Below are 25,608 nucleotides of genomic sequence, written 5' to 3' on the forward strand. Positions count from 1 at the left end.
AGCGGTCGGTGCGGCCGATTGTGCAAGCGACGCTTGCACAATCCATCCGGCAAACGTTCAAGACTTGTGTCGGTTGGGGGTGTCATCGTGAGGGGATGATGAGGCGGTTGAGTGGGCGGGCTGAGTGGCGGTTCTTTGGGGTGTTGTTGCGGGCGGATCGCCGGCTGGGTCTGGCCTGGTGGGGGTTGCTGGTGGTGCGGGGGGCGTTGCCGGCGGTGTTTGCGGTGGCCATGGGGTGGCTGGTGGGGGCGGTGCAGCGTGGCGAGGGGTTGGGGGCGCCGTTGGGGTTGATGGGTACGACGTTTGTCCTGCTGCAGGTGCTGACTCCGGTGCACCAGGCGGTCAGCGCCAACCTGGGGAGTCGCGTGTCGGCGTACCTGAACGACGCGCTGGCGAAGGCTTGTGTCGGGCCGCCGGGGATCGGGCATCTCGAGGATCCGGAGCTGAGTGAGGACCTGACGGTGGCGCGGGAGTTCGACCAGGGGCAGACCGGGCCGCCGATGTACCTGAACGTCGACTTCGTCGCGGGGAGTCTGGTCGAGCTGGTCGGCGGGATCGCGTCCGCGGTCGTGCTGTTCGGATTCACCTGGTGGGCGCCGCTGGTGCTCGTCGCCGCGTGGTCCGCGACGCACTGGCTGCTCCGGGAGAGCGGTGTCTGGAAGGACCGCAACACGGCCGAGGTCCGTGCGGCGCAGCGGCACGCGAACTACGCGTACGAGTTAGCCGTCGAGCCCGACGCGGCGAAGGAGCTGCGCCTGTTCGGCCTCGCCGACTGGACCGTACGGCGCTTCACCGAGCGCCGCCGACGCCTGTTCGAGCTGCAGTACGCCGCGACGCGCCTGCGCGAACGCCCGATGGTCTGGAGTCTGCTGATCGTGGTGGTGGCCAACGGTCTCGTGTTCTGGGCGCTCGGGTCGGCGGCGATCGACGGACAGCTGCCGCTCGACCGGCTGGTGGTGTTCGCCCAGGTCGCGATCGGGGTCGGGATGATCGCGTTCGGCGGGCTGAACTGGGCGCTGGACGGAGCAGCCGCCCCGGTCGCCGCCGTACAGCGGCTGGAGCCCGCGATGGCGCCGGCCGGCGCGTTGAGCACCGGGCACGGTCCGGCCGGTGCGGGCCCGGTGGAGATCGAGCTCCGCGGGCTGAGATTCAGTTATCCACAGGCCGATCGGCAGGTCTTCGACGGCCTGGACCTGACGATCCCGGCCGGTTCGTCGCTCGCGGTCGTCGGTCAGAACGGCGCGGGCAAGACCACGCTGGCCAAGCTGTTGTGCCGGCTGTACGACCCCGGTTCCGGGACGATCCGGGTCGACGGCAACGATCTGCGGGACCTCGACGTCGACGCCTGGCGGACGCGCGTCGCGGCGGTCTTCCAGGACTTCCTCAAGCTCGAGCTGCCGTTGCGGGACAACGTCGCGCCGGCCGGTGCGCCGGAGGCGGACATCCGCGCCGCACTGGCGGACGCGGGCGCCGACGACCTGGCGGATCTCGACACCAGGTTGGCAACGGGGTACGGCGATGGCACCGACCTCTCGGGTGGCCAGTGGCAACGCGTCGCGCTGGCGCGGGCGCTCTGCGCTGTCCGGCAGGGCGCGGGCCTCGTACTGCTCGACGAACCGACCGCCCAGCTGGATGTTCGCGGTGAGGCGGCGATCTTCGACCGGATCCTGACCGCGACCCGTGACGTCACCACGATCCTCATCTCGCACCGGTTCTCCACGGTCCGGCACGCCGACCGCATCTGCGTCCTGGAACACGGCCGTGTCGTCGAGCTCGGCAGTCACGACGAGCTGATGGCGCTCGGCGGGCGGTACCGGACGATGTTCGACCTGCAGGCACAGCGCTTCACGGCCGAGGTCGACGAGGAAGGGCTCAGCTATGACACGCTCTGACGACCTGCCCCGCGCACTGCCGGCGATGTGGCGCCTGTGCAAGCTCGGGTACCAGCACGAGCCCTGGCTGCTCGTCGCCGCGTTCCTGATGACGCTGCTGGCCGCGGTACCGGACGCATTGCTCGCGCTGTGGCTGAAGATCCTCGCCGACGGCGTACTGGACGGCGACCGGCGGGCCGCGCTGCTGGCCGCCGGCGGCCTGGCGTTGTCGGTGACGGCGACCTGGTTCCTGCGGACGTTGTCGACGCGGATCTCGCGCCGTTTCCGGGACCGCGTGACGATCATGCTGGAGGCGCATGTCGCCCGGCTGCAGGCGTCCGTCGCCACCATCGAGCATCACGAACGCCGTGACTACCTGGACCGGCTGTCCGTCCTGCGCAAACAGGTCTTCGTGCTCGACCACATGTACATGTCGTTGTTCTCCACGTGCGGCTGGATCCTGCGGCTCGGCGTGACGGTCGCTCTGCTCGTGTCGATCCATCCGGCGCTGGCGCTGCTGCTGCTGTTCGCACTACCGACGGTCCTCAGCTCCAGCTGGCGACCGGGCGTCGAGCGTGAGGTGGAGGAGCGCCAGGCTCCGCACAGCCGGCTGGCCGATCACCTCTTCAGGACCGCGACGACAGCTGCTCCCGGCAAGGAGGTCCGGGTCATCGGCATCGGCCCCGATCTCGTCACGGGACGGCGCCGCGAGTGGGAGCAGTGGTACGGACCGATCGCGGCCGCGCGCTGGATCAGTGCGGTGTGGCACGGGATCGCGTGGGCGGTGTTCGGTGCGGCGTACGTCGGTGCTGTGCTGTTCGTCGCTTCGGGGCTGAACGGGTCGGTCGGCGCGGTGTTGCTGATCCTGGCCGCCGGCGCGCGGTTGTCGGCGTACGTCGGAGCGACGGTCGGCGAGATCGGGTTCCTGCGCGGCATCTGGCTGGACGGGTCACGGCGGCTGGTCTGGCTGGAGAAGTACGCGGCCTCGTTCGACAGCGCAGCGGATCAGCCCGCGCCAGAACGGATCGTCGACGGCATCCGCCTGGAGCACGTGTCATTCTCGTACGCCGGAGCGTCGCGTCCCGCACTGGAGGACGTCGACCTCACGCTCCCTGCCGGCAAGGTGATCGCGGTTGTCGGCGAGAACGGTGCGGGCAAGTCCACGTTGGTGAAGCTGATCTGCAAGCTGTACGAGCCCTCGGGCGGAAGGGTCCTGGTCGACGACCGGCCGCTCGACCGGATCCCGGCGGAGGCGTGGCGGGAGAAGATCGCGGGTGCGTTCCAGGACTTCTTCCGGTTCGAGTTCCGCGCGGCGCACAGCGTCGGACTCGGCGACCTGCCGCGACTGGACGACGTACCGGCCGTCACCACCGCTGTCGGTCGGGCCGGTGCGGAGGACGTGCTGGAGCGGCTCGAGTCGGGGTTGAACACCCAGCTCGGTGCGACCTGGCCGGACGGTGCGGAGATCAGCTTCGGGCAGTGGCAGAAGCTCGCGCTGGCCCGCGGGTTCATGCGGGACCGGCCGCTGCTGCTGGTCCTCGACGAGCCGACCGCCGCGTTGGACGCCGAGACCGAGCACGCACTGTTCGAGCGGTACGCAGCTGCGGCGAAGGACAGCTCTGACGGGCGGATCACGATCCTCGTCTCACATCGGTTCTCGACGGTGCGGATGGCCGACCTCATCGTCGTACTGGACGGAGCTCACGTCGTCGAGACCGGAACCCACGAGGAGCTGATGGCACGCGACGGTCACTACGCAGACCTGTACCGGATCCAGGCGGCCGCCTACCACTAGCTGATCTTGAAGACCGGGACGCCGGGGGCGACGTGGCGGAGGACCTCGTCGGGTGAGTTCTTCGTGACATCGCCCTCGAAGAACGCGCCGACCTCCCAGGCCCACTTCTTCAGGTACAGCCGGAGTGCGGGCAACTTGTCGGCGTCGGCGAGCTCCTCGGCGCGGAACGTCTCGATCTTTCCGCCGAGCTGCAGCCGGCCCTCGCCGCTCACCCGGAGGTTCTTCACCCACTGGGTGTGGCCGCGCGGTGCGACCAGGTAGCGCTGCCCGTCGATCACCAGCAGGTTCACCGGCGTACTGCGCCATTCGCCGGACTTGCGGCCCTGGACCGAGAGCACCCGGCTGCCCATCAGGCTGAGACCGAGCTTCGTCAGCCGCGCGACGATCCGGTTGAAGACCCGCATGCTGCCCTCGTTGGCGGTGATCACGCGCTTGCTGTCGTAGGTCTGCTTGTACTCGGTCACGGTGCTTCCTCACTGTTCTGCGAGAGCGGTGCTCTCTGTTGTGATCAGTGAACATTAGATCGCCGCTCCCTGTCAAGAGCACTGCTCTCGTTTCTGTGGCACACTGGCTCCATGAACGCCGGACGTACCGCCCGTGAACGAGCCCGGGCCGAGCTGACCGAGGAGATCAAGACCGCTGCCCGGCAGCAGCTGGCGACCGTCGGCGCCGAGGCGCTGTCGCTCCGGGCGATCTCCCGCGAACTCGGGATGGTGTCGTCGGCGCTGTACCGGTACTTCGCGAGCCGCGACGAGCTGCTGACCGCGCTCATCATCGACGCGTACGACGCGCTCGGCGCGGCGGCCGAGGCGGCGCCGGCCGGTGGCGATCCGGTCGACGACTGGATCGCGATCTATGCCGCCGTACGCGATTGGGCGCGGGCCAATCCGCAGGAGTACGCGCTGATCTACGGCTCCCCGATCAGCGGCTACCAGGCGCCGCAGACCACGGTGCAGCCGGCGTCGAGGGTGCCGTTGCTGCTGCTGGGGTTGTTGCAGCGCGCTCAGGAGTCCGGGCGACTGGTGACGCCTCCGGACGCGCCCACGCCGTCCGGAGCGCTGGCTCAGCAGACGGAGGTGCTGGTCGCGTTGGCGCCAGGCGTACCGCCGGCGGTGCTGGTGCGGACCGTGATCGTGTGGACCCAGTTGTTCGGGATGCTCAGCTTCGAGCTGTTCGGTCAGCTGGTCGGGTCGATGGACCCGGCGGACGAGTTCTTCGCGTCGGCCTCGCGGCAGATGGCGGCGTTCGTCGGGCTCAGCTGAACGCCTTCGGCAGCGGGACTTCGAGCGCCTTCGAGACGCGGCGTACGTAGGTCTCGCGCGGGATCGAGACCGCGCCGAGCGTGGCCAGGTGATCGGTGACCCACTGGATGTCGAAGACCCGGTCGGCGGCGTACTCGTCGTTCAGCAGCTCGATCGCGCCCGCGACGGCCGCCTTCGAGCCGTCGGTCTTGTGGTGGAACATCGACTCGCCCGCGAACAGTCCGCCGACCGCGACGCCGTACAGTCCGCCGGCCAGCTCGTCGCCGTCCCACGCCTCGACCGAGTGCACCCAGCCGAGCCGGTGCAGTTCGGTGTACGACGCGATGATGCCGGAGTCGATCCACGACCCCGGCCGGCGCGGATCCGCGCACGCGCGAATGACCCGGTCGAACGCGGTGTCGACCCGGATCTCGAACTTCCCGCGAGCCCGCCGCAGCGAGCGGGTCGGCCGGTACCCGGCGACCTCGATCACACCCCGGTCGACCGGGGACCACCACAGCACCGAACCGCGATGATCCGGCATCGGAAACAGGCCCCGCCGGTACGCCGCGAGTACCGTCCCCGGCTCCAGGTCAGCGCCGCCCGCAACCACATCACTCGCCCCGGCCACGCCAGCCGGCGGGAAGTCCCAGTGGGACGGAGCAGGTTCGATCGCCACAACACCATCCTTGCACCAGGGCACACCTAGGGTTTGTCCCGAGTGCCGCGGGCTGGGGAGCCACGTACAGTTGAGGCACGTCCGGGTTCTGACGCGTGGGGCCGGGCGGGAAGGAGCACCGTGGCCGGAGTAGCCAGGTTCGTCGCCAGTAGTCTCGCGCCCGCCGCCCAGCGGTTCGCCCCGACGGCAGCGGGCGGTGTGTTGCGTCAGATCCTCGAGATCGCGATCGACGGGTACCAGCGGTTCCCGGGCGCGGAGCGGATCGCGGACAACAAGCTCGAACGGTGCGACGGCGACGTCACGGACGCGATCGAGGCCGTGATCGACCAGCACATCCGGCTCGCCGGCGTGCAGGGATTCGTCACAAGCATCGGCGGTCTCGTCACCTTGCCCGTCGCTCTGCCCGCCAACCTGACCGGTCTCGCGGTCGTCCAGTGCCGGATGGTCGCGGCGATCGCGCACCTGCGCGGGTACGACCTCGACGACCCACGGGTCCGTACGGCGGTCATCACCTGCCTGCTCGGTGAGGACGGCGTGACGGCGCGGCTGCGGAAGTCGAGCCTGGTCTCGTCCCCGCTCGCGATCGCGACCGCGCCGGTGTTCGACCCGGAGCTGGATCGCCAGATCTCCGGCGAGGTCGTCGCGGAGCTGATCGGGCGGATCAGCGGCAAGCGGATGGCGTTGACCGTCACCCGCCGGATCCCGCTGCTCGGTGGCGCCGTGGGCGCCGGCGTCGACGGCTGGACGACGTACCGCGTCGGTCAGTTCGCGGACCAGAGCCTGGTCCGGCGCATCCGCCGGCCTATCGAGCCGTAGCCGTCCCGCGGGTGAGTTGGAGTTTGGCCCGGGTTTCGTCGTCGGCCGGGGTCTCGACGTAGAGGACCAGGTCAGGGTGGGCCGTCACGGCCAGTTCGGTGACGGTCAGGTGGAGTTCGCCGGCGATCGGGTTGCGGATGCGGCGGAGGCGCGGCGTACAGGCGGCGACCTCGTGGCGTGACCACAGTTGGGCGAACTCGGGACAGATCGACCGCAGCCGCTCGAGGTCGGTCTCCCAGTCCGGGTCGCCGACGTGTTCGCCGTACGCCGAGCGCAGGCGGCCGACGAGATACGGGACCTCGGTGTCGTAGTTCAGCAGCTGCTCGCGGGCGGACGGCTCGGTGATGATGCACCAGAGCAGGTTCTTGTGGATACAGGGCAGTTGGTGCCAGTCGTGGAACAGGTCGTGGTACGCCTGGTTCGCGCGGACGATGTCGAAGCGGGTGTTCGTGATCACCGCGGGCAGCGGGTCGAGCGCCTCCACGATCTCCTCGAACACGCTCTCGCTCGCGCAGTCCGTCGTCCGCGGCAACCGCATCGGCGTCGCCTCGGCCAACCGGTACAGATGCTCGCGCTCGACCGGCGTCAACTGCAGCGTCGACGCGACAGCGTCCAGCACCTGCCCGCTGGCGTTGATCGGCCGTCCCTGCTCGAGCCACGTGTACCAAGTCACGCCGACACCGGCGAGCAGCGCCAGCTCCTCACGCCGCAACCCAGGCGTCCGCCGCCGCCCGCCGCTGGGCAGGCCGACGTCCTCCGGCGTCACCCGCGCCCTCCGAGCCTTCAAGAACTCGCCGAGCTCAGCTCGCTGCGCACTCACCTAGCCAGAATGGCAGGCGCCACTGACAGTTTCAGCCAGTTTTCAGCCCGCGAGGGCCTGGACCACTCGGCTCGGCGACGGTTTGCCGAGTTGTTCGGCCATCCAGGTGCTGGTGGTGACGAGCTTCTCCAGGTCGACGCCGGTTTCGATACCGAGGCCGTTGAGTTGCCACAAGAGGTCCTCGGTGGCGAGGTTGCCGGTCGCGCTCTCGGCGTACGGGCATCCGCCCAGCCCGCCGGCGGAGCTGTCGACCGTGGTCACACCGTCGCGCAGCGCAGTGAGCGTATTGGCGAGCGCCTGCCCGTAGGTGTCGTGGAAATGCACCGCCAGCTTGTCCACATCCACCCCGGCCGCACCGAACGCGGCGATCAGCGCACCCACCTGGCCCGGCGTCGCGACACCGATCGTGTCGCCGAGGGACAGTTCGTGGCACCCGAGGTCGACCAGCCGCGCACCGACCTTGACCACCTGGTCGATCGGTACGTCGCCCTCCCAGGGGTCGCCGTAACACATCGACACGTACCCACGCACCGACAGACCCTCGGCGAGCGCACGCTGGATCGTCGGCGTGAACATCGCGAACTGGTCGTCGAGCGTGGAGTTGAGGTTCTTCGCCGCGAACGTCTCGGTCGCGCTCGCGAAGATCGCGATTTCCTTCACACCGGCGGCGAGCGCACGGTCGAGGCCGCGCTCGTTCGGGACCAGGACAGGGGCACGGACGCCGTCCGGCAGTTCCAGCTGGTCGAGCAGCTCGGCCGCATCGGCGAGCTGCGGGACCCATTTCGGGTGCACGAAGCTCGTCGTCTCGACCGTCGTCAGACCCGCGTCGAACAGTCGCCGAATGAACTCGGCCTTGACCGCGAGGTCGACGATCGCCGACTCGTTCTGCAGCCCGTCACGGGGCCCGACCTCGTAGATCGTGACCCGGTCGGGCAGTCCGTCGGCCTTCACCAGCTGCGGTTCGCGCATCCTGTCGCCTCCTCTGCGAGCATGACACGGGGTCTCCGCGACAATGCTCGTGATGACATCTCTTACTGCCATTCTGCGGGGCGTCGAACGCGGCGTTTTCCCGCCCCCGGATCTCGGGCTCACCGTCGTCCCCGCGCCGTCGGAGCGGGAGTCGGGCGTGGTCGCGTTCACCGGCCACATCGTGATCGCCGCGGACGTCGATCCGGCGTGGGTCGCGGAGCGGGTCCCGGACGGCGACCTGTGCGCGCCGACGAACCCGCCGTTCCTCGCCGCTCTCGAGGAGTTCACCGGCCGCGAGGTCATCTCGATCGATGCGATGCTGCTCGCCCCGGCCCTCACCGCCCCGGCACCGCGCGACGCCGCGCTGGCAGGCCTGACCGAACTCACCGACCACGAGCATCCACGGGTCGAACGCGCGTTGCGGTACCGCGACGACGTCCGGGTGTACGGCGACGCGCACGGCGGGCTCGTGGTGATCGGCCGCGGACTCGCCGGGCGGCTGGAATGCGCGATCGAGGTGCCACCGGAGGCCCGCGGTCACGGGAACGGCCGCCGGCTGGCCTTGGCGGCGCGGGCGCTGATCCCGCCGGACGCCTCGATCTGGGCGCAGGTCACGCCGGGGAACGCGGCCTCGCTGCGCACCTTCCTGGCGGTCGGCTACAAGCCGATCGGGTCCGAGGCCCTGCTCGTCAAGTGACCGGCAAGTGAACAGATTGTTGCCGACAGCACCCAATGCACAGCTGTGGATAACCCTGGGGACATCGCTGCTCAGAGCCCTGGCGGTGCAGTCCCCAACCTGGAACGTGAGGCAGCCGCAGGATGCTCGAACAGGACATTGCGACTCTCCTGTCCGATGTGTGGGTGGTGACCAACCGGTCTGGGATCAGGGAACAGGCGATGGCGGGTGGGCACCTGGTATTGCCTGTCGCCAGTCACCATTGCCTGTTCCCGGTCCCCAGTGCGTGTTCCCGGTTGCCGGTATCGGTCGAGTGCATCGAGTCGTGGGTTTCGGCGGTGCCCCGCGACGGCGTGTGGTGTCGTTGGAGCGGGTGAGCTGTCTTGTTGGGAAAGAAACTGTCGCGATCTGCAACTTTGTTTCCCCGCTGTTCAGGGTTCGCCCCTTGGACCGACAGCAGACCAAACCCACACTGCCCACCCACGACTTCTCCAGGGGCACCCGGCTCGAAGGTCGCGGATATGGGGAGGATTTCTTCCCGGATCGGGTAGAAAAGCCTCCCCACACCGCCTCTCCGATTCACGCCACGCCCGCTCAGGCTCACTCCGGCCAACCCACATACGCTTCGCAAGAGGGGCAATCACCTGAGTGCGGGGCGGTGGTACCGGGGATTCCGGCCGGCGTAGAACGTCGTGCGGTAGACGCCGCGGATGATCTCGGCTTCGTAGCCGTCGAGTTCCGGCATCCCGAGTTCCCGGGCGATCGCCAGCTCGGCGTGCGCGTCGTACGGGACATGGACGAACTGGATCGAGTGCGGCGCCGGATCGGGTGAGTCCAGCACCCCTTCGAGGATCACGTACCCAGGCGTCGGATCACCGAGGCTGTTGCCGACCGAGCCCGTGTTGAAGAGCGTCCGCCCGCGGTCCTCCTCGTAGAACGGGTCGTGAATGTCGGCGTACCCAACGATCGACGGCACCGGCCCGTCCCCGGTCGCCGGGGTGTTCTCGAAAAAGCTCGCGTACTGCTTTTCATCATGATCGAACACGATCCGGTGATGAACATCCGCCGACGAGGCGTGGAACAGCCGCACCTGCCGGCCGCTCAGCAGGAAGTCGTGGCAGAACGGCAGTCCCCGCAACCACGCCCACTGGTCCTCGCGGAGCTCGTTCCGCCACCACCGCAGACCTTCGCTGTCCTCAACACGCTCGGGATCGGGCAGGAAGTCGTCCCAGTTCCCGAGGATGTTCACCTCGCAGACCTCCTGGCAACGGTCCACGACCGCCTGCCCTCGCGGCCCTTTCCCCGCGTAGTCCCCGAGATTGAACACCCGCTCGATCCCGCGCCCTTCGATATCCGCGAGCACCGCCTCCAACGCCGTCAGATTCCCGTGCACATCCGAAATCAACGCGATCCGATCCAGCCCCATCCCGGCATGCTTTCACCCGCCGGTCCGCGAACTGACTACCAGGTCCCGGGCAGCTGACTACCAGTTGCCAGAGGGGCCGGTGTCTCCGCCGGTCGTGGAACCGGCCGGAACCTTGGGGCTTGGACTCGGGCCGGTCCGTCCGCCTGCGCTTCGGCTGTTCGCGCGGCCGCCGCCCGACCGGCTGCCGCTCGACCGAGGCATTGACGCCCCCGAACTACCACCACCAGCCTCACCCGCCGAATGCGCCGCCGCCCCGGCGAACGCCCCCGCAGCCTTCTTCCCCGCAGCCGCAGCAACCCCCGCCGGCCCAAGCCCAGCCCCACCCGCCGCCTTCCCCCCAGCCGTCACAGCCCCACTAGCCCCAGCCCCGCCGGCCCCAGCCCCCGACGCCCCGGCGCCACCACCCGACGAGGCCGCGCTGAGACTGCCCCCGCGAGCACCACTGGACGAACCGACGTTGACCGCACCCGACGCCAGCGAACCCGTGTCGGGGCCGGTGCTACCCATCCCGGCCGACCCGCCCCCGACAGCCGCGGTGATCGGCACCGCGAGGCGCAGCAACGCCGGCATGGCCAGAACAGCGAGCAACATCATCATCAAGGCGGTGAGCGACTGCATCAGCCCGGTGCTCGTCCCGAGCATCTTGTCGTCCTTCAGCTTGATCGCGGCCGCGTAGATGAGCGCCGCCGCGGGTTTGTAGGCGATGAACCCCAGGGTCCATGCGCAGTACTTCTTGAACCACGCCTTGCCGACCTCGGTGTTGGTCGCCGCGGCCGCGAGCGGCAGCGTCGAACCGAGCAGCACGAGCATCGCCGATCGAATCAGCATCAGCACGATCTGGATGAGTGACGCCCACGCCGCGACCTGGCCGATCAGGATCAGCATCAGGACCGAGGTCATCCCCGCACCGCTGCCGTGCTCGGTCGGATTGGTCAGCAGGTTCTTCATGGTCGACTCGAAGCCCTCGCCTCCGATGGCGGCCTGAATCACCTGCAGGGAAAAGGCGTCCGACCAGGCGATCAATAGCTGCACCGTGGCTGTCCCGGCCCCGGTGACGACGATGAAGGTCAGCAGCGCCTTGAGCAGGTCCTGGACCGGCTTCGCGCGTTGCTCCCATGCCATCCGCAGGCCGGCGATGACGATCGCGAGGGCAAGGATCGTGAGGGTCAGCTTGAGGGTCTGCCCCTGGACGAACGCGACCGTCTTGCTGTCGGTCCAGGTGTGGCCGTCGTCGATGCTGGTCGCGAGCGAGACCGGGGTTTCCGGCTTGACCCAGAAGGTCGCCAGTGAGTTGAGGATCGTCGAGAAGAAGTCCGTCGAGACCTGATTGACGTAGCCGATCCAGTTGCTGGCGGCGGACTGGACGCCTTCGACGACCTGGCACTTCATGTCCATGGGCGAGCACATCAGATACCACTCCATTTCACGAAGTCACTCAGGTCGCGGTGCTGGGAGAAGGGGGCTCCGACGGCCTCGCCGGGAGGTGGCGGCTGGACTCGCCAGTCCCCCTGGTGCCAGACCAGGGTCAGGTTGGCGCTCATGTACACGGACTCGACGGGCATGGCGAGCATCAGGGTCACCTGATCCGGAGCGGCGGCGATGACCCGGTAGCCGACGACCTGGACCGTCGAGGCGTCACTCGACGACCCGCCCGTAGCGGCCTGGCGGAGCAGGCTGTCGGTCGCCGGCCCGGGAACCATGAGCTTCTTGACCGTCGGCACGAGCTTGCTCTGGTCAGCGATCGCCGCGATCGCGCTGTACGCCGCGTACACCGCGCCGGTCGGCGAATGCGCGAAGCAGTGCCGGAACCCGTCGGAGTCGGTCGTGCCCGGTCCGTACGTCGAGGAGCGCGGTACGACGACCTTCCGGCTGACATCCCACCCGTCGGCGGTCGGTGCCTCGGCGGGAACGGTCTGGTCACCGGCAGGAAGGCCGCACGAACCCGACCGCCGCTCGGGCCTGGATGTCTGTGCCGGGCCACTGGCAGGTGCGGACGCGGGCTCGTCCGTGGGCTGAACCGAGGCGGCCTCGACCGGCTGCTGGGCCGGGGCGATCGCGTGGGCCGAGCGGTCCCCGCCCGCGAAGATGATGACGATCCCGCAGATCAGGACCGCACCGACGACGATGCAGGCCGCGATGAATCCAGCGCCGTACGGCGACTTCTCGTCCTTGTCCTTGCTCATCCGACTCCCCGATCCGAAGGTTGGCAACCTCACGGATCAAGGCTCGCAAAAATCGCCGGACCGCCGCGGAAGTTATCCACAGGCCCGAAAGCTCAGCTCCCGGGGCTCGTGTATCTCGGCATCATCTTGGTGAAGAAGGTGTAGCCGAGGACGAAGACGATGACGCCGGCGAGCGGGGAGAGGGTGGTCAGCCAGGTGGGGAGCGGGACGTCGGAGGTGCGGTCGAGCAGAACTGTCGCCGGCAGGAAGGAGATGAACGCCATCGGGAACAGCGTGCAGAACGCGTAGAAGGTCGCCCGGCCGAACATGGTCAGCGGGTAGCCGGAGAACTGGGTGATCGAGCTGTCGGCGAAGATGCGAAGGGAGAACGTGGATGTGGCGACGAAGGACAGTCCGCAGAAGAACGTCTGGATGCCGGTCTCGACCAGGCCGCCGCCGACGACCGCGAGGATCAGGTAGCCGATCTTCGCCGGGGTCCAGTCGACGGGCGCCTGCCAGCCGAAGACGACCAGCGCGCCGAAGCCGAGCAGCGCGTCCCCGAGCGACATCAGCGGGAACATCCGCGTGACCAGTTGCAGGAACGGGTTCACCGGTCGCAACAAGACCCGGTCGAACTCACCGTCGCGGACCATCTCGTCGGTCAACCGCAACGCCCCGAACGGGACGACGTACAGCGCGTGCGACGCCAGCCGCATCGCGAACACGAACGCGACCTCAGAGAACCCCCAGCCGCCGATCAGGCCGAACTTCCCGAGGAGTACGCCGAGGAACAGCAACTGCGTGCCCTGGTACGCGACCCCGCCCATCAGAGTGGTCCAGAAGTTCACGCGGTACTGCAACTGCGCCCGCAACGCCGCGCGTTCGAGGACGACGTACTGACGCAGCCACGTCTGCTCAGCCACCCTGCACCACCACCCGGTACCGCGCCCGTCGCCAGACCAGTTCGAGGAGGACCGTCAGCAGGACCACCCACACCAGCTGTACGCCGACCAGCGCGAGAGCCTGACCGCCCCGGGTCTGCCCGAGATAGATCGACACGGGTGTGTACACCTGCGCCTGGAACGGCAGCCACTCGACCGAGCCCCGCAACCATCCCGGCATGAACCACAACGGGATCAACGATCCGGAGAGGAACGCGCTCCCGAACCGGTACACGATCAACGGCCCGCTGACCTCGAACGTCCAGAACGTCACCATCGAAACGATCAGGTTGCACAGCATCGCGACGAGTACGCCGCCGACCGTCGCCACCAGCGAGAGGAGACCCGCAGCCCATCCCGGCGGCAGCGTCAGCGCGCCGAGGACCGCCGCGGCCGCGAGCCCGATCGCGCCGAGCGGGAGCCGGCCGAGCAGTACGCCGAGGTTCTGGCCGAAAACCTGCCAGATCAGACCGAGCGGCCGGGTCAGGTCGGTCGCGATCTGCCCGTTGCGGATCCGCATCGGCAACGTCGAGAACTGCCACGGAAGGAGAACCGATTGGAGACACGCTGCGATCGCCGCGTACGCCACCGCCGTCTGGGCGTCCACGCCGTCGACCGGCCCGCGTCCGGAGTACACGATCCGCCAGACCGCGATCGCCAGGACGACCTGGATCACCAGTGTCACCGCGCCGGTGATCAGATCGCCTCGGTAGATGAGGACGGATCGGGTTCCGGCACGGGTCATCCCGCGGAACGCCCTGACCTGGTCCGCCGTGCTCACGTCAGCAATCCGTCGTACAGCTGGGAGATCACGTCGGTCAGCCGGGGATCGACGATCGACAGCTCGTCGACCTGGTACACCTGCGACGCCCGCGCGATGAGCTCGGGCGTGGTGACCTCCCGCGGGTCGAAACGCAGGACGACGCTGCGGTCCGGGTAAGGCAGGACGGTTCCGACCGCGCTGGTCTCCACCTCGGTCGCGGAGGGGATGTCCGCGACGCGGCGGATGCTGCGCTCGGCCAGGGTGAGGACGAGGAACCGGTACGGCATGAAGCGTTCCTTCAACCGCGACAGGTCGCCGTCGTACAGGACGGTGCCCGAGTCGATCACGATGATGCGCTGGCAGAGCCGCTCGACGTCTTCCATGTCGTGCGTCGTCAGCACCACCGTCGTCCCGTCGGACCTGTTGGTCTCGGCGATGAACTCGGTCAGCCGGGCCTTCGCGACCACGTCCAGGCCGACGGTCGGCTCGTCCAGGAAGAGGATCGACGGTTCGTGCAGCATCGCGGCCACGAGATCGCCCCGCATCCGCTGGCCGAGCGACAGCGAGCGGACCGGCGTGTCCAGGAAGTCGGACAGGTCGAGCAACTCGGTGAACAGACCGACGCGCTTGCGGTACGTCGTGCGGTCGAGGTTGTAGAGGTCTGAGAGGACCTCGAACGAGTCGCGGAGCGGGAGGTCGTACCAGAGCTGGGTCCGCTGGCCGAAGACGACGCCGATGTTGCGGGCGTTGCGGGCGCGGTCCCGGGACGGCTCCAGCCCGGCGACCCGGCAGACCCCGGACGTCGGGGTGAGGATCCCGGTCAGCATCTTGATCGTGGTCGACTTGCCGGCGCCGTTCGGGCCGAGGTACCCGACGAGCTCACCGGGCTCGACCTCGAAGTTCACCCCGTTCACCGCGCGGGTGATGTCGCGTTTGGTGCTGAACAGCCCCCGCAGTCGTGGCAGCCGGCCCTCCAGTACGGCCGGCCGGCTGAATTCCTTGACCAGCTCAGCCGCCTCGATCACCGCCATGCGTACCCTCCCCAGCGAGCGCAGAATGGTCATCCTCCCACCGATCCGGCGACACCGCAGTCTGAAATTCACCGTTCTAGACCGGATCTGTCCGCAGTCGGCCGGTTAGGCTCAGGGTCTTGCGGTTCTGGGTCGATCTGTAGCCGAAAGGTCACCCCGTGTAGCGAAGTGACCTAGTCAGCTAATAGAGTCCGCGCATGACCATCGCGCCTTCGCTTTGCTCGCCCCTAGCGCTCGCCGATGCAGAACCCACCCGCGCTGCCGAACCCTGGGAAAGCGACGTACTGACGGCCTACGGCCTGCTGCGAGAAGCAGCAGCCGAGTTGGATCACCTGATGCGTCATTCCCTGAAGCGCAGTGGACTGCAAATGGCAATGTTCGAACTGTTGCTGCGGCTGGCCCGCAGCACCGGGGAGAAGCAGCGTCTTACCTCCCTCGCCCGGGAGTTGACCGTCACCACCGGCGGCATCACCCGGCTGGTCGACCGCGCCGAGAATCTCGGACTGGTCCGCCGGGAGCCTTGTCCCGACGACGCCCGCGGCTCGTTCGCGGTCCTGACCGAGGAGGGAAAGCGGCGGCTGCGCGACGCACTGCCGGACCACCTGCTCGAGATCGACAGCCTCTGGATGTCCCAGTTGGCCGACGAGCAGGACGTCGTTCTCGGCAAGCTCCGTCGAGTGCGGGACAACGCCCGCCGCTGGCCGAACGGCCGCCCGGGGCTCGGGCCCATCACACCCGACCGGATCTGACCAACCTCACAACTACACAAGAGCATTACCCGCGACTAACGGATGGGGCGCCCGACTGGTGTCGGGCGCCCCATCGCGCAATGGTTGAGAAGTGAAACAACCCTCGGACCAGCCGAACCCCGGCACGACGAGCACCTCCGACGAGTGGCCCACCTACGCTGCCCGGAGCACAACCTCCCCGGCTTCGGAGACCGCCTCGGGCGGTAGCACGCGCGGGCTCGATGGTGGCTCTAGTGCGCGGCCGGGTGGATCCGGCGGTGACGGACCGGCACCCGGGGGACCGGCAGCCGAGGGACCGGGCTCGGCGGGACCGGGCTCGGCGGGTCGGGCGATCCGGTGGCGTGGGGCGGCGGGTGGCGTACTGGCTGCACTCGCGGGGCTGGCGGTTGGGAGTGTGGCGGCTGGGATTCTCGGTACGCCGCAGACGCCTGTTGTCGCGATCGGGTCCGCGTTCATCGACCGTGTGCCCCCGTGGCTGAAGGACCTGGCCATCTCCTGGTTCGGGACCCACGACAAGGACGCGCTCCGAGTAGGCATCGTGATCGTCGTCGCGGCCCTCGCCGCAGTCGGCGGCATCCTCGCCGTACGACGCTATTGGGCAGGCGCACTGATCACGATCGCCCTGGCCGGCGTCGCCGTCGCCGCCGCGATGACACGCGCCGACTCCGGCCAGACCGGCTTCCTCCCGTCGGCCCTCGCGGGAGTCACCGCGCTCATCATCCTGAGACTGTTCAGCCGCCGGCTCGAACCGCTGCTTGACTTCGCCGACGACGGAGTCAGCCGCCGCGGCTTCCTGCAGTTGTCGGCCGGTGTCGCCATCGGCTCGGCCGCAATCGGCGCACTGGGCAAGGTCGTCGGCGGGAACCGCGCCGCAGTGGCGGATGCCCGCGACAAGCTCAACCTTCCGCAGCCCCCGACCCTCGCCCCGCCCGCCGGCGTCCAGGCCGCCGGCGCCGTACCGTGGGCGACGGCGAACGAGGACTTCTACCGCATCGACACCGCGCTCTCGGTGCCGCAGATCGTGCCCGCGGACTGGAAGCTCCGCGTTCACGGCATGGTCGACCGCGAGATCAACCTGTCCTTCGACGATCTGCTGAAACGCGAGGTCATCCACAAGTGGGTCACGCTCACCTGTGTGAGCAACGAGGTCGGCGGCGACCTGATCGGGAACGCGTTGTGGTCCGGCGTACTGCTCAAGGACCTCCTCGAGGAAGCCGGCCCGGCCAAGAACGCCGACGCGATCAAGTCGACGTCGAAGGACGGATTCACCGCCGGTACGCCGCTTCCGACGCTCCTGGACGACCGGCAGGCGATGCTCGCGTTCGCGATGAACGGGGAGCCGTTGCCGGTGGAGCACGGGTTCCCGGTGCGCATCGTCGTACCCGGGCTGTACGGCTACGTGTCGGCGACGAAGTGGCTGGTGGACATCGAGGTGACGCGGTTCGACCAGTTCGAGGGGTACTGGACGCCGCGCGGATGGTCGGCGCTCGGCCCGATCAAGCTGTCGTCGCGGATCGACACTCCGCTGGGGAAGAAGGTCGAACCTGGGCGCGTGACCGTCGCCGGCGTGGCCTGGGACCAGCATGTCGGGGTGTCGAAGGTCGAGGTCCGTGTCGATGGGGGCCCTTGGCAACAAGCGACCCTGGCCGCGGACCCGTCGATCGACACCTGGCGGCAGTGGCACTGGACGTGGGACGCGTCGCGCGGCACGCATGTGCTGCAGGTACGGGCGTTCGACGCGAAGGGCAACCCACAGGTCGAGTCCTCGACACCGCCCGCCCCGGACGGCGCGACCGGCCTGCACACGGTCAGCGTGAAGGTCGGCTGACCGCTTCCAGCACCATCGGCAGGAACGTGTGCTCGAGCGACCCGGCCGGGACCTCCCGCGGCTCGAGCAGGCTCTGGGAGCGCGCGCCCTCGTGCAGCGCCATCACCATCCGCACGAACTGCTCCGCAGGCACGGTGAGCTCCAGCCCGCCGGTCTCGGCGATCTGCTCGACCAGCCGGGTCAGGCTCTCGCGGAACATCGCCCGTTGCTCGTTCAGAGCCTTCGCGGCGTCCGGGTCGCGCAGCGCGTGCAGCGTGAACTCGGCCGAGATCAGGTGCCATTGCCGCTGGTCCGGCGCGGTCTCGTCGAGCAGCCCGAGGACGGCGTCCAGGAGTGAGCCGGGCTGATTGGCGAGTTCGGGGAGCAGCGCCTCGATCTGCTCCAGGAGCCGGTCGGTGGTGGCCTGGAAGAGGGTGAGGACCAACTCGTCCTTGGTGCCGAAGTTCGAGTAGAACGCGCCGCGGGTGAACCCGGCCCGCTCGCAGATGTCCTCGACCGACGCGCCGTGGAACCCGCGCTCGGCGAACACCTCCAGCGCCCCCTCGAGAAGTCGGGCCCGGGTGTTGGAGCGGCGGCGCTTGGGCGGTTCCATACGAGTAGGATACAGTTCTGTATTGAATACACAACCGTATTGAACGGGGATGCAGGATGGAGCTCGAGGCCGCCGGGATCAGCGTGCGTGGACCGCACGCACCGATGCTGCACGCCACGTCGGTGTCGGTCGCGGATCATCAGGTGGTGCTTCTGACCGGGTATCCGGGCGCAGGGCACGTCGCCGCGGCGCTCGGTCTGTCCGGGCGGCTGAAGCCCGACACCGGGAGAGTTCGGTTCGACGGCAAGCCCGACCCCGCTTTGTTGCGTCGCCGCGTCGCCGTGGTCGACGCACCCGGCATCACCGAGCCTGATGACGCACTGCCTGTTCAGACGGTGGTGGGCGAGGAGTTGGCGATCGCCGGTCGCAAGGCGGGACGTAAGGCCGTGCTGGAGTGGCTGAACGAGCATGACGCGGCAGAGCATGCCGACAAGCGGTTCGAGCACCTGCCGGTCGCCGTACGGACCAGGCTGCTCACGGAGCTCACCGTGGCGCGTCCCGACGTACAGGTGGTCATTCTGACCATGCCGGATCGGCACGGGGGCGATCCGCATGAGTGGTACGAGCTCGGACGCGGGCTGGCGGCGCAGGGGTACGGCGTGATCATCACGTGTGCTGATGCGTCTGCACGGCTGCTGGATGTGAAGGCCGCTCGGATGGGCGAGACAGATCAGCCCGACCCGGTGCAGGTCGCACCGATAGCCCCTGTTGAGCCAGTTACTGCAATTGAGCACGAAGAGGAGACAGAGGCGTGACCGCGCTGCGGATGGCCCTGAGTGAGTTGCGTCGCCTGACGGCCGGGCGGCTGCCCAAGCTGGCGGTGGTCGCGCTGCTGCTGGTGCCGGTGCTGTACGGCGGCCTGTACCTCTATGCGAACCACGACCCGTACGGGCGACTGAACAAGATTCCGACCGCGGTCGTCGTCGAGGACGAGGGTACGACGCTCGCGACCGGCGAGAAGCTCAACGTCGGACCGCAGGTCGCGGACGAACTGGTGAAGTCGAAGAGCTTCGACTGGCATCAGGTGAACCGCGCGGACGCGACGAAAGGGGTGTCGGACGGGAAGTACGAGTTCGCGCTGGTGCTGCCGAAATCGTTCTCGTCCGACCTGGCGTCGAGTGCGGACTTCACGCCGCGGCAGGCGGAGCTGGAGCTCCTGACGAACGACGCCAACAACTACATCGCGCACACGATCGCCAACCAGGTCGTGGCGCAGGTGACGAAGACCGTCGCGTCGCAGGTGAGTGAGACCGCGGCGTCGCAGCTGCTGGCCGGCTACAACACCATCCACAAGCAGGTGAGTTCTGCGGCTGCCGGTGCTGCCCAGCTCCAGACCGGGCTGACGTCGGCGTCCACAGGTGTCGCGAAGCTGCAGTCCGGCGCTACGCAACTCAACACCGCGCAGAAGCAGTTGTCAGCAGGAGCGACACAGTTGGCCGCCGGCGCTGCGCAGGCGTCGCAGGGTGCGTCGTCGTTGGCGACCGGTGCCGCGAAGCTGGACAACGGTCTGGAGACGTTGGAGGACAAGACTGCGGCACTGCCGAACCAGACGAAGCAGCTGGCAGCCGGAGCGGACCAGGTTGCCGATGGCAACGAGAAGATCGCCGGCACGGGCCGGCAGGTTGCGACCGCGTCCAGCACGTTGGTGAAGGACCTCAAGACGTTCGACACACAGCTGGCTGCGCGGTTGAAGGAGCAGGGGCTGAGCCAGCACCAGATCAGGGTGATTCTGCTCGAGACGGCGAAGTTGCGAGCTCCCGTCGTACGAGCGAACACGAAGATCCAGTCGACGTCCAAACAGCTCAACCAGCTCGCGAGCGGTGCACGGAAGGTGTCGAACGGCGCGTCAGCGCTGGCCAAGGCGACGCCGGCTCTGACGAGTGGAATCAGTACTGCGTCCAGTGGGGCGCATCAGCTCAATACAGGTGCTGGGCAGCTGAAGACCGGGCTGGGCACGCTGCAGACTGGTGCGCAGAAGCTTGCTGCGGGTGAGAAGCAGGCTGTCACTGGGCAGGCGCAGTTGCTGACCGGTGTGAACAGCCTGGCGACCGGTGTGGGTCGACTGAAGACCGGAGCGACGCAGCTGAACACCGGTCTGCAGAGCGGCGTAAAGCAGATCCCGAACCCGTCCGCCGACCAGCGCAAGGCGGTCGCCGAGACACTGGGTGCGCCGGTCACGCTGCAGAACGTCTCGCAGGCCACGGCTGACAGCTACGGTGCCGGTCTGGCCCCGTTCTTCCTCAGCCTGGCGTGCTGGATCGGGGCGTACGTCCTGTTCCTGCTGGTCCGACCGTTGTCACCGCGCGCGCTGGCCGCGCTGCAGTCGCCGTTCCGTGTCGCGCTCGGCGGGTGGCTGCCGCCGGCGCTCTTCGGCGCGATCCAGGCCACGCTCGTCTTCGTCGCGGTCGTCCTGGGGCTGGGCATCCACGCCGCGCACCCGTGGCTGACCGTCGGCTTCCTGATCCTGACGTCGTTCACCTTCGTCGCGATCCTGCATGCACTGTCCGCCTGGTTCGGCGCCGTCGGCAAGTTCCTCGGCCTGGTCCTGATGGTCGTCCAGCTGGTCAGCGCCGGCGGCACCTTCCCGTGGCAGACCATCCCGGAACCCCTGTACTTCTTCCACCACGCCCTCCCGATGAGCTACGCCATCGACGGCGTCCGCCACCTCATGTACGGCGGCCCCGGCACCTCCCTCGGCCGAGACCTCCTCGCCCTGGCAGCCTGGTTCGCCGTAGCCCTGGCCGCCTCAACCCTGGCCGCCCGCAAACAACGCGTCTGGCCAGCAAAGAAACTCCAACCTGAGCTGGCGTTGTAGAGCCCTGCTAATGGCCGGACAGGCTGCGATGCCGGACCTGTGCGATGAGATAGCCCGCGACGGCGCAACCGGTGGCGGCAGCGAGGGCCCAGCGGACGCCGGCGTGCTGTACGACGGGGCCGGCGATCGCCGAACCTAGCGCGACTCCGCCGGCGTTGGCGCTCACCAGCCAGGTGTAGGCCTCGGCCAGCGAATCGTTCGGGGCGAGCTCGTCGAGCAGCAGGTACGCCGAGATCATGCGTGGTGCGTAGGCGATGCCCACGAACGACAGCAGCACGCCGAGCTGTACCGCGGTTTGCGCGATGACGAGTGGAGTCGTGACAGCTGCGAATATGCCTGCGAGGCACACGTACCGCCTGCCCGCAGCGCTTCGCCAGGTGCGGCCGCCGTACCAGACTGCGCTGGCCATACTGCTGGCGGCCATCGCAGCCAGCACGGGCCCGGCGCTCGAGCTTCCGTTGCGATGCTGGGTCAGCGCGGGTACGGCGACGTACAGCATCCCGATCACACTTCCAGCGGCGAGCAGCGTCGTCACGAGAGTCCGCATGCCAGGGGTGCTCAGCGCGCCCAGGACGCTCGCGCGCCGTCCTACCCGTCCCCCGATCGACCGTGCGGTTCGTGCGGTGGCGAAGAGCGTCGTACCGGAGAGGGCGCAGGCTTGGGCGGCGATCAGGATGGCCGCCGGCGAGGCGATCACGAGCAGCGCGGAGGCGGCCAGCGGGCCGGTCAACGCGATGAGGTCTTCCAGCAGCGCCTGCAGCGCGTACGCCGCCGGAAGGTCGTTCGGGGATCGCACCAGGGCCGGCCACAGTCGTCGCATCGAACCGCCGAGCGTGGAACTCGTCGCGCCGACCATCGCGGCGAGCAGGATCGACAGCACCAGATTCCGGTGCGCCGTCAGGAGCAGGAAACCTGTCATCGTCACGGTTTGCACCACCACCAGCGGAATCAGCACCGAGAGCTGACCCCAACGATCCACGGCTCGTCCGCGGAACGGCGCGCTGCAGGTCGTCCCGAGCATCAACGCCGCGAGCGCCGCCCCCGATGCCGAATAGGAGCCGGTGGTGTCATGCAGGAAGAGAACGATGCCCAGCGAGAACATGCCGTTGGGCAGGCGGCCGACGAACATCGACGCCACCAGGCGAGGCACCTGCGGCGTCCGAAGAACCTGATAGTAGACAGCGAAGACCTGCAGCTTGCCTGACGCCACCAAAACCCTCCAAAGGTCCGGCGGTCGCGGCTGCGACCACCCATGACCTCAGGGCTTTTGTCCCGTCAGTTGCGACGCCGAGCTCCTCGGCGCTGGCACCGCTCGGTCGCGGCCCTCTCGCAACTCAAGCCTGATCAGCAGGTCTTGCGAGCGAGAGCGGAACCCTAGGTGCAACGTGAACGACCATATCCCAGGCTTCAGCTGTTCACGAAGGTGGCGGTTTCGGTGAGGAGGGTGTTGGTGGTGGGTTGGTCGAAGAAGGTGATGAGGGCTTCGTAGGTGCCGGCTTCGGCGGCTGAGGGGTCTACTACGTAGCCGTAGTAGCCGTCGGTGTAGCCGATGACTCGGGTGATGGGGTGGGTGCTGTCGGCCTGGAGGCAGACGCCGTGGACGGCGAAGAGTTCTACCGGGAGGTTGATCCAGCACACGTCGCCCATCGTCACAGTGCTGACCGGGAGGTCCAGGGCGGGTGGGAGGTCGGCGGCGGCCATCAGGGCCTGGCCGCGGGCTCCCTCCAGGCGGGTCTGGGAGATGCGGCCGGACGGGTCGCCGGCGCCGTTGGTACGGGACTCGGCGTCGACGCGGCTCTCCACGACGGACGCGAGCTTCTCGGACTCGTCGACGGGCGGTACGGACCGGACCGGCAGAGTCAGAGTGGTACGACGGATGCTCGGCGCGGACTGAGGTAGCTCGAGACCGGGTGTCGCGAGGGCCTCACGGACCCGGGAAGCCAGCAGACCGCCCAGACGCGCGACCTCGGCGGCACCGCGACCCTGGCGGGTGAAGCGGGGGCTGACGTCCCCCGCGGCCCCTTGCAGGAAGCCGACCACGGCGGGAGCGAGAGCTGCGCGTGCGGCTCCGGGCCAGTCGGCCGAGTACTGCAGGTTCTCCGGGCCGTACGTCGTCGGATGGCACGCGAAGTCCAGCAGCACCGCCTCGAGGGAACCGCCCAGCCCGTGCAACGCGAGGACGCCGGCGGTGTTGTCGTGCGGACCGTTCTTGCGGTGCCGGTTCGTGCCGACGCCGATGACCTCGATCGAGTGCCAGCTCGCCGTCACCGGCTGCCGCTCGAGCACGGCCGACCGGACCGCGCCGACCAGCGAGTCGACCAGCGGACGTTCCCGCTCGGCCGGAATGACGGGGTGAATCTCACCGGTCCATCCGGACGGACCGGAGTGGGTGTGCGATGCGGACACCACGACGTGCGACGGCGGGATGCCGGCGGCGGCACCGGCGGCCGTGGCGAGCTCCGATGAGAGCGCGCTCCCGACCGCGATCGCGTCCAGCGTGAGCCACAGCACGCCCGGATCGTCCCCGGTGGACAACCAGATCAGGGTGGCTCGGAGCGGGTCCGCTGCACCGGTCGAGAGCCCGGCGCGGGCGGCGTACCCATCGAGCCGGTGGCCGGGCGGCGGGGTGACGTCCAGGGACGTCGCGGCCAGGAGGAGTTCGGTCACGTGAAGTCTCCAGCTGTCGTACCGGGACTGATCGGACGATGCATGGCCAAGATAACGGCCTACACCGTAATTATCGAGGTCGCGCTCGACGGTGCGTGATGATCAGGTCGGCATACGTTCCGGCCGGTCCCTCGGCGAGGCGTTCCGCGCCGTCGAGCGAGTTGCCCGCCGCCGGTGTCAGCTTGGCCCGCGACGGCAGCGCCTCGCGGACAGGTGTCAGCAACTGCTCACCGGCGCCGTCGAACAGACCGCCGACACACGCGACCGGCACAGGCCCTTCACCGGCCAGCTGGTCGACCGCGGCGCCGATCGTCTCGGCGATGTCACCGGCCGCGGCGACCAGGAGGTCGAGCGCGACCGGATCGCCTTCGGCCGCACACCGCAGTACTTCGGGGGCGAAGCGGGCCACGTCGTCGACCAGCGTGGACGACCGGTACAGCGCGACCGGATCGAGCGCGGTGTCCGCGAGCTTCGTCACCGGACCACGGCCGTCCCGTGCACGCTGTACGGCGACCAGTCCGGCGCGGCCGATCGCGAAGGCACTGCCCGCGTCGCCGAACAGGTACCCGTGCCCGTCGAGCTTGCGCCACGTACCGTCCCGATCCACGGCGAGACAGACGAGCCCAGTGCCCGCGGCAACTACGACGCCGTACCCGTCCGGCAACGCGCCGGCGTGGGCCGTGACCATGTCCTGGGTGAGGCGCACTTCGTCGGCGTTCAGCACCTCACCGACATCGGCCGCGAACCGTTCCGCGGCGCCGTGCGCCTGGGGATACCCAGTGAGGCCCAGTGCGACGACCTCGACCGGATCGGTCAGCTCGGCCTCGGACGCGGCAGCCCGAATGGCCTCGAGGAGATTGGACACGGCGTCCGGTCCGTGCGTGTAGCCGGGGCCGTTGCCGGAGCGTCGGGACGGGAGGACACGAAGACGGAGAGCCGACTGGCCGCCGTCGATGGCGATGCGGGTCATTGAGTGGTCCCAGGTGGATAGTCCTGACAATGCTGAAAGGCAGCGTACCCACAGGCTCCGGTTAGCGGGGAAGGGCTGCCTCGAGGTCGTTCAGCAACACGTCCAGCGGTACGCCGGTGAGTTGGACGCTCGGCTGCATCCAGTCGTTGAGAATCGGGTCCTCGGTGGCCAGGTGGTCCGAGAACTCGGTCTGGCTCAGTTCGAACACGTGGGCGGGATTGCCGGTGAGGTCGACGACCGTCTGCATCAGCCGGCCGACCTGGTCCTCCCACAGCGCGTCCTCGAACTCGTGCCGGTCCGGACGGATCAGCAGCAGGTCGACGTCGCTGTCGAGATCACCGTCACCACGCGCGACCGCGCCGTACACGCTGGTGTGCACCGGCGCGATCCGCCAGGCACTGATCTCGTCGGCGAGCCGGGCGATCAACGTACTGCGGAGGTTCGCGAGCTGCTCGACGATCGGGGCGACCAGGTGCTTGCGGTTGAGGCGATAGAGCAACGAGTTGCCCAGGTCGTCGACGTGCACGAGTCCGGTCGCCGCCAGCCGCTGCAGTACGAGCCGCACACCCGCGACGCTTCCGGAGCCCGCGAGCTTGTGGATCTGCCGCCCCGACAGGCCGTCCTCGGCCTGGGCCAGCACCCGCAAAACCGGCCCGTCCAACGACGGCACGACGGTGCTGATCGGACTGTTCAGATCCATGCCCCGACCCTAGTGACCACCCGACCCCACCAGTAATCACCGTGACAAGTCAGCTACCCGGGTACCACCTGCTGGGCCGGGGTCATGCGGTGCCGGT

24 protein-coding genes are annotated in these 25,608 nt (G+C 68.6%); 9 read left to right on the plus strand and 15 right to left on the minus strand.

What is annotated here, in order from left to right; all coding sequences use genetic code 11:
- Positions 1–95 precede the first annotated feature (95 nt).
- Both E0H92_RS01200 and E0H92_RS01205 read left to right on the plus strand, forming a co-directional pair.
- On the plus strand, positions 96–1,892 hold the full coding sequence (locus E0H92_RS01200) for an ABC transporter ATP-binding protein (RefSeq protein WP_131495098.1): 1,797 nt from the start codon (positions 96–98) through the stop codon (positions 1,890–1,892).
- Positions 1,879–3,666: an ABC transporter ATP-binding protein gene (locus E0H92_RS01205; protein WP_131466908.1), complete on the plus strand. Its 1,788-nt coding sequence runs from the start codon at positions 1,879–1,881 to the stop codon at positions 3,664–3,666. The genes E0H92_RS01200 and E0H92_RS01205 overlap by 14 nt, the downstream gene beginning before the upstream one ends.
- Here the strand turns inward: E0H92_RS01205 and E0H92_RS01210 are convergent.
- On the minus strand, positions 3,663–4,130 hold the full coding sequence (locus tag E0H92_RS01210) for a nitroreductase/quinone reductase family protein (protein WP_238173260.1): 468 nt from the start codon (positions 4,128–4,130) through the stop codon (positions 3,663–3,665). The genes E0H92_RS01205 and E0H92_RS01210 overlap by 4 nt on opposite strands.
- 111 nt (positions 4,131–4,241) lie before the next feature.
- Between E0H92_RS01210 and E0H92_RS01215 the strand changes: the two genes are divergently transcribed.
- Positions 4,242–4,928 (plus strand): TetR/AcrR family transcriptional regulator, encoded by a 687-nt coding sequence (locus E0H92_RS01215; RefSeq protein WP_131466909.1) that lies wholly within the window; start codon positions 4,242–4,244, stop codon positions 4,926–4,928.
- Here the strand turns inward: E0H92_RS01215 and aat are convergent.
- Positions 4,921–5,586, minus strand: coding sequence for a leucyl/phenylalanyl-tRNA--protein transferase (gene aat / locus E0H92_RS01220; RefSeq protein ID WP_131495099.1), 666 nt, complete (start codon positions 5,584–5,586; stop codon positions 4,921–4,923). The genes E0H92_RS01215 and aat overlap by 8 nt on opposite strands.
- A 120-nt stretch (positions 5,587–5,706) precedes the next feature.
- Between aat and E0H92_RS01225 the strand changes: the two genes are divergently transcribed.
- Positions 5,707–6,402 (plus strand): EcsC family protein, encoded by a 696-nt coding sequence (locus tag E0H92_RS01225; protein WP_131495100.1) that lies wholly within the window; start codon positions 5,707–5,709, stop codon positions 6,400–6,402.
- Here E0H92_RS01225 and E0H92_RS01230 read toward each other — a convergent pair.
- A complete protein-coding gene (locus E0H92_RS01230; protein WP_131466912.1) occupies positions 6,389–7,222 on the minus strand; it encodes a helix-turn-helix transcriptional regulator in 834 nt (277 codons plus the stop codon). The genes E0H92_RS01225 and E0H92_RS01230 overlap by 14 nt on opposite strands.
- A gap of 42 nt (positions 7,223–7,264) precedes the next feature.
- Positions 7,265–8,191, minus strand: a complete 927-nt coding sequence (locus E0H92_RS01235; protein ID WP_131495101.1) for a hydroxymethylglutaryl-CoA lyase — start codon at positions 8,189–8,191, stop codon at positions 7,265–7,267.
- 52 nt (positions 8,192–8,243) lie between these two features.
- On the opposite strand from E0H92_RS01235, the gene E0H92_RS01240 reads away from it, so the two are divergent.
- A complete protein-coding gene (locus E0H92_RS01240) occupies positions 8,244–8,888 on the plus strand; it encodes a GNAT family N-acetyltransferase (protein WP_131466914.1) in 645 nt (214 codons plus the stop codon).
- Positions 8,889–9,507: 619 nt separating this feature from the next.
- Here E0H92_RS01240 and E0H92_RS01245 read toward each other — a convergent pair.
- The 6 genes from E0H92_RS01245 to E0H92_RS01270 form a co-directional block, all read right to left on the minus strand.
- A complete protein-coding gene (locus tag E0H92_RS01245; RefSeq protein ID WP_131495102.1) occupies positions 9,508–10,293 on the minus strand; it encodes a metallophosphoesterase family protein in 786 nt (261 codons plus the stop codon).
- A 57-nt stretch (positions 10,294–10,350) separates the two neighbouring features.
- The gene (locus E0H92_RS45435; RefSeq protein WP_165549661.1) at positions 10,351–11,688 is read right to left on the minus strand and encodes a TrbL/VirB6 family protein; all 1,338 of its coding nucleotides are present in this window, start codon (positions 11,686–11,688) and stop codon (positions 10,351–10,353) included.
- Between the two features lie 11 nt (positions 11,689–11,699).
- The gene (locus E0H92_RS01255; protein ID WP_131466916.1) at positions 11,700–12,476 is read right to left on the minus strand and encodes a DUF8175 domain-containg protein; all 777 of its coding nucleotides are present in this window, start codon (positions 12,474–12,476) and stop codon (positions 11,700–11,702) included.
- A gap of 92 nt (positions 12,477–12,568) precedes the next feature.
- Positions 12,569–13,378, minus strand: a complete 810-nt coding sequence (locus E0H92_RS01260; RefSeq protein ID WP_131495104.1) for an ABC transporter permease — start codon at positions 13,376–13,378, stop codon at positions 12,569–12,571.
- Complete coding sequence (locus E0H92_RS01265) at positions 13,371–14,177, minus strand: ABC transporter permease (protein WP_131495105.1); 807 nt, start codon at positions 14,175–14,177, stop codon at positions 13,371–13,373. Before E0H92_RS01265 ends, E0H92_RS01260 begins: the two co-directional genes overlap by 8 nt.
- Positions 14,174–15,190: an ABC transporter ATP-binding protein gene (locus tag E0H92_RS01270; protein ID WP_131466919.1), complete on the minus strand. Its 1,017-nt coding sequence runs from the start codon at positions 15,188–15,190 to the stop codon at positions 14,174–14,176. Before E0H92_RS01270 ends, E0H92_RS01265 begins: the two co-directional genes overlap by 4 nt.
- 197 nt (positions 15,191–15,387) lie before the next feature.
- On the opposite strand from E0H92_RS01270, the gene E0H92_RS01275 reads away from it, so the two are divergent.
- Both E0H92_RS01275 and E0H92_RS01280 read left to right on the plus strand, forming a co-directional pair.
- Positions 15,388–15,939 (plus strand): MarR family winged helix-turn-helix transcriptional regulator, encoded by a 552-nt coding sequence (locus E0H92_RS01275; RefSeq protein ID WP_131284734.1) that lies wholly within the window; start codon positions 15,388–15,390, stop codon positions 15,937–15,939.
- A 394-nt stretch (positions 15,940–16,333) separates the two neighbouring features.
- Positions 16,334–17,767, plus strand: coding sequence for a molybdopterin-dependent oxidoreductase (locus E0H92_RS01280; RefSeq protein ID WP_238173262.1), 1,434 nt, complete (start codon positions 16,334–16,336; stop codon positions 17,765–17,767).
- Here the strand turns inward: E0H92_RS01280 and E0H92_RS01285 are convergent.
- Positions 17,748–18,359: a TetR/AcrR family transcriptional regulator gene (locus tag E0H92_RS01285; RefSeq protein WP_131495106.1), complete on the minus strand. Its 612-nt coding sequence runs from the start codon at positions 18,357–18,359 to the stop codon at positions 17,748–17,750. The genes E0H92_RS01280 and E0H92_RS01285 overlap by 20 nt on opposite strands.
- 56 nt (positions 18,360–18,415) lie before the next feature.
- Between E0H92_RS01285 and E0H92_RS01290 the strand changes: the two genes are divergently transcribed.
- On the plus strand, positions 18,416–19,114 hold the full coding sequence (locus E0H92_RS01290) for a P-loop NTPase family protein (protein WP_131495107.1): 699 nt from the start codon (positions 18,416–18,418) through the stop codon (positions 19,112–19,114).
- Positions 19,111–21,174 carry a YhgE/Pip domain-containing protein gene (locus tag E0H92_RS01295; RefSeq protein ID WP_131495108.1) on the plus strand — a complete coding sequence of 688 codons (2,064 nt, stop codon included), beginning with the start codon at positions 19,111–19,113 and terminating at the stop codon, positions 21,172–21,174. Before E0H92_RS01290 ends, E0H92_RS01295 begins: the two co-directional genes overlap by 4 nt.
- Before the next feature lie 7 nt (positions 21,175–21,181).
- Here the strand turns inward: E0H92_RS01295 and E0H92_RS01300 are convergent, their stop codons facing one another.
- From E0H92_RS01300 to E0H92_RS01315, 4 genes are all read right to left on the minus strand, one after another.
- Positions 21,182–22,384 carry an MFS transporter gene (locus E0H92_RS01300; RefSeq protein WP_131495109.1) on the minus strand — a complete coding sequence of 401 codons (1,203 nt, stop codon included), beginning with the start codon at positions 22,382–22,384 and terminating at the stop codon, positions 21,182–21,184.
- Positions 22,385–22,581: 197 nt separating this feature from the next.
- Entirely contained in the window at positions 22,582–23,841 is a 1,260-nt protein-coding gene (locus tag E0H92_RS01305; protein WP_131495110.1) for a hypothetical protein, read from the minus strand.
- Positions 23,842–23,911: 70 nt separating this feature from the next.
- A complete protein-coding gene (locus tag E0H92_RS01310; protein WP_131495111.1) occupies positions 23,912–24,811 on the minus strand; it encodes an N-acetylglucosamine kinase in 900 nt (299 codons plus the stop codon).
- Positions 24,812–24,872: 61 nt separating this feature from the next.
- Positions 24,873–25,511: a hypothetical protein gene (locus E0H92_RS01315; RefSeq protein ID WP_131495112.1), complete on the minus strand. Its 639-nt coding sequence runs from the start codon at positions 25,509–25,511 to the stop codon at positions 24,873–24,875.
- Positions 25,512–25,608: the final 97 nt, after the last annotated feature.

This window comes from Kribbella speibonae, assembly GCF_004331375.1.
GTDB classification, from domain to species: Bacteria; Actinomycetota; Actinomycetes; order Propionibacteriales; family Kribbellaceae; genus Kribbella; species Kribbella sindirgiensis.

Excerpts from the sequence above, each read along its gene's own strand:
- E0H92_RS01215 (WP_131466909.1), top strand. The coding sequence starts at position 4,242 with ATGAACGCCGGACGTACCGCCCGTGAACGAGCCCGGGCCGAGCTGACC.
- E0H92_RS01270 (WP_131466919.1), bottom strand. The coding sequence starts at position 15,190 with ATGGCGGTGATCGAGGCGGCTGAGCTGGTCAAGGAATTCAGCCGGCCG.
- E0H92_RS01240 (WP_131466914.1), top strand. The coding sequence starts at position 8,244 with ATGACATCTCTTACTGCCATTCTGCGGGGCGTCGAACGCGGCGTTTTC.
- E0H92_RS01245 (WP_131495102.1), bottom strand. The coding sequence starts at position 10,293 with ATGGGGCTGGATCGGATCGCGTTGATTTCGGATGTGCACGGGAATCTG.
- E0H92_RS01205 (WP_131466908.1), top strand. The coding sequence starts at position 1,879 with ATGACACGCTCTGACGACCTGCCCCGCGCACTGCCGGCGATGTGGCGC.
- E0H92_RS01275 (WP_131284734.1), top strand. The coding sequence starts at position 15,388 with ATGACCATCGCGCCTTCGCTTTGCTCGCCCCTAGCGCTCGCCGATGCA.
- E0H92_RS01200 (WP_131495098.1), top strand. The coding sequence starts at position 96 with ATGATGAGGCGGTTGAGTGGGCGGGCTGAGTGGCGGTTCTTTGGGGTG.
- E0H92_RS01315 (WP_131495112.1), bottom strand. The coding sequence starts at position 25,511 with ATGGATCTGAACAGTCCGATCAGCACCGTCGTGCCGTCGTTGGACGGG.
- E0H92_RS01285 (WP_131495106.1), bottom strand. The coding sequence starts at position 18,359 with ATGGAACCGCCCAAGCGCCGCCGCTCCAACACCCGGGCCCGACTTCTC.
- E0H92_RS01235 (WP_131495101.1), bottom strand. The coding sequence starts at position 8,191 with ATGCGCGAACCGCAGCTGGTGAAGGCCGACGGACTGCCCGACCGGGTC.
- E0H92_RS01310 (WP_131495111.1), bottom strand. The coding sequence starts at position 24,811 with ATGACCCGCATCGCCATCGACGGCGGCCAGTCGGCTCTCCGTCTTCGT.
- E0H92_RS01290 (WP_131495107.1), top strand. The coding sequence starts at position 18,416 with ATGGAGCTCGAGGCCGCCGGGATCAGCGTGCGTGGACCGCACGCACCG.
- E0H92_RS45435 (WP_165549661.1), bottom strand. The coding sequence starts at position 11,688 with ATGGACATGAAGTGCCAGGTCGTCGAAGGCGTCCAGTCCGCCGCCAGC.
- E0H92_RS01255 (WP_131466916.1), bottom strand. The coding sequence starts at position 12,476 with ATGAGCAAGGACAAGGACGAGAAGTCGCCGTACGGCGCTGGATTCATC.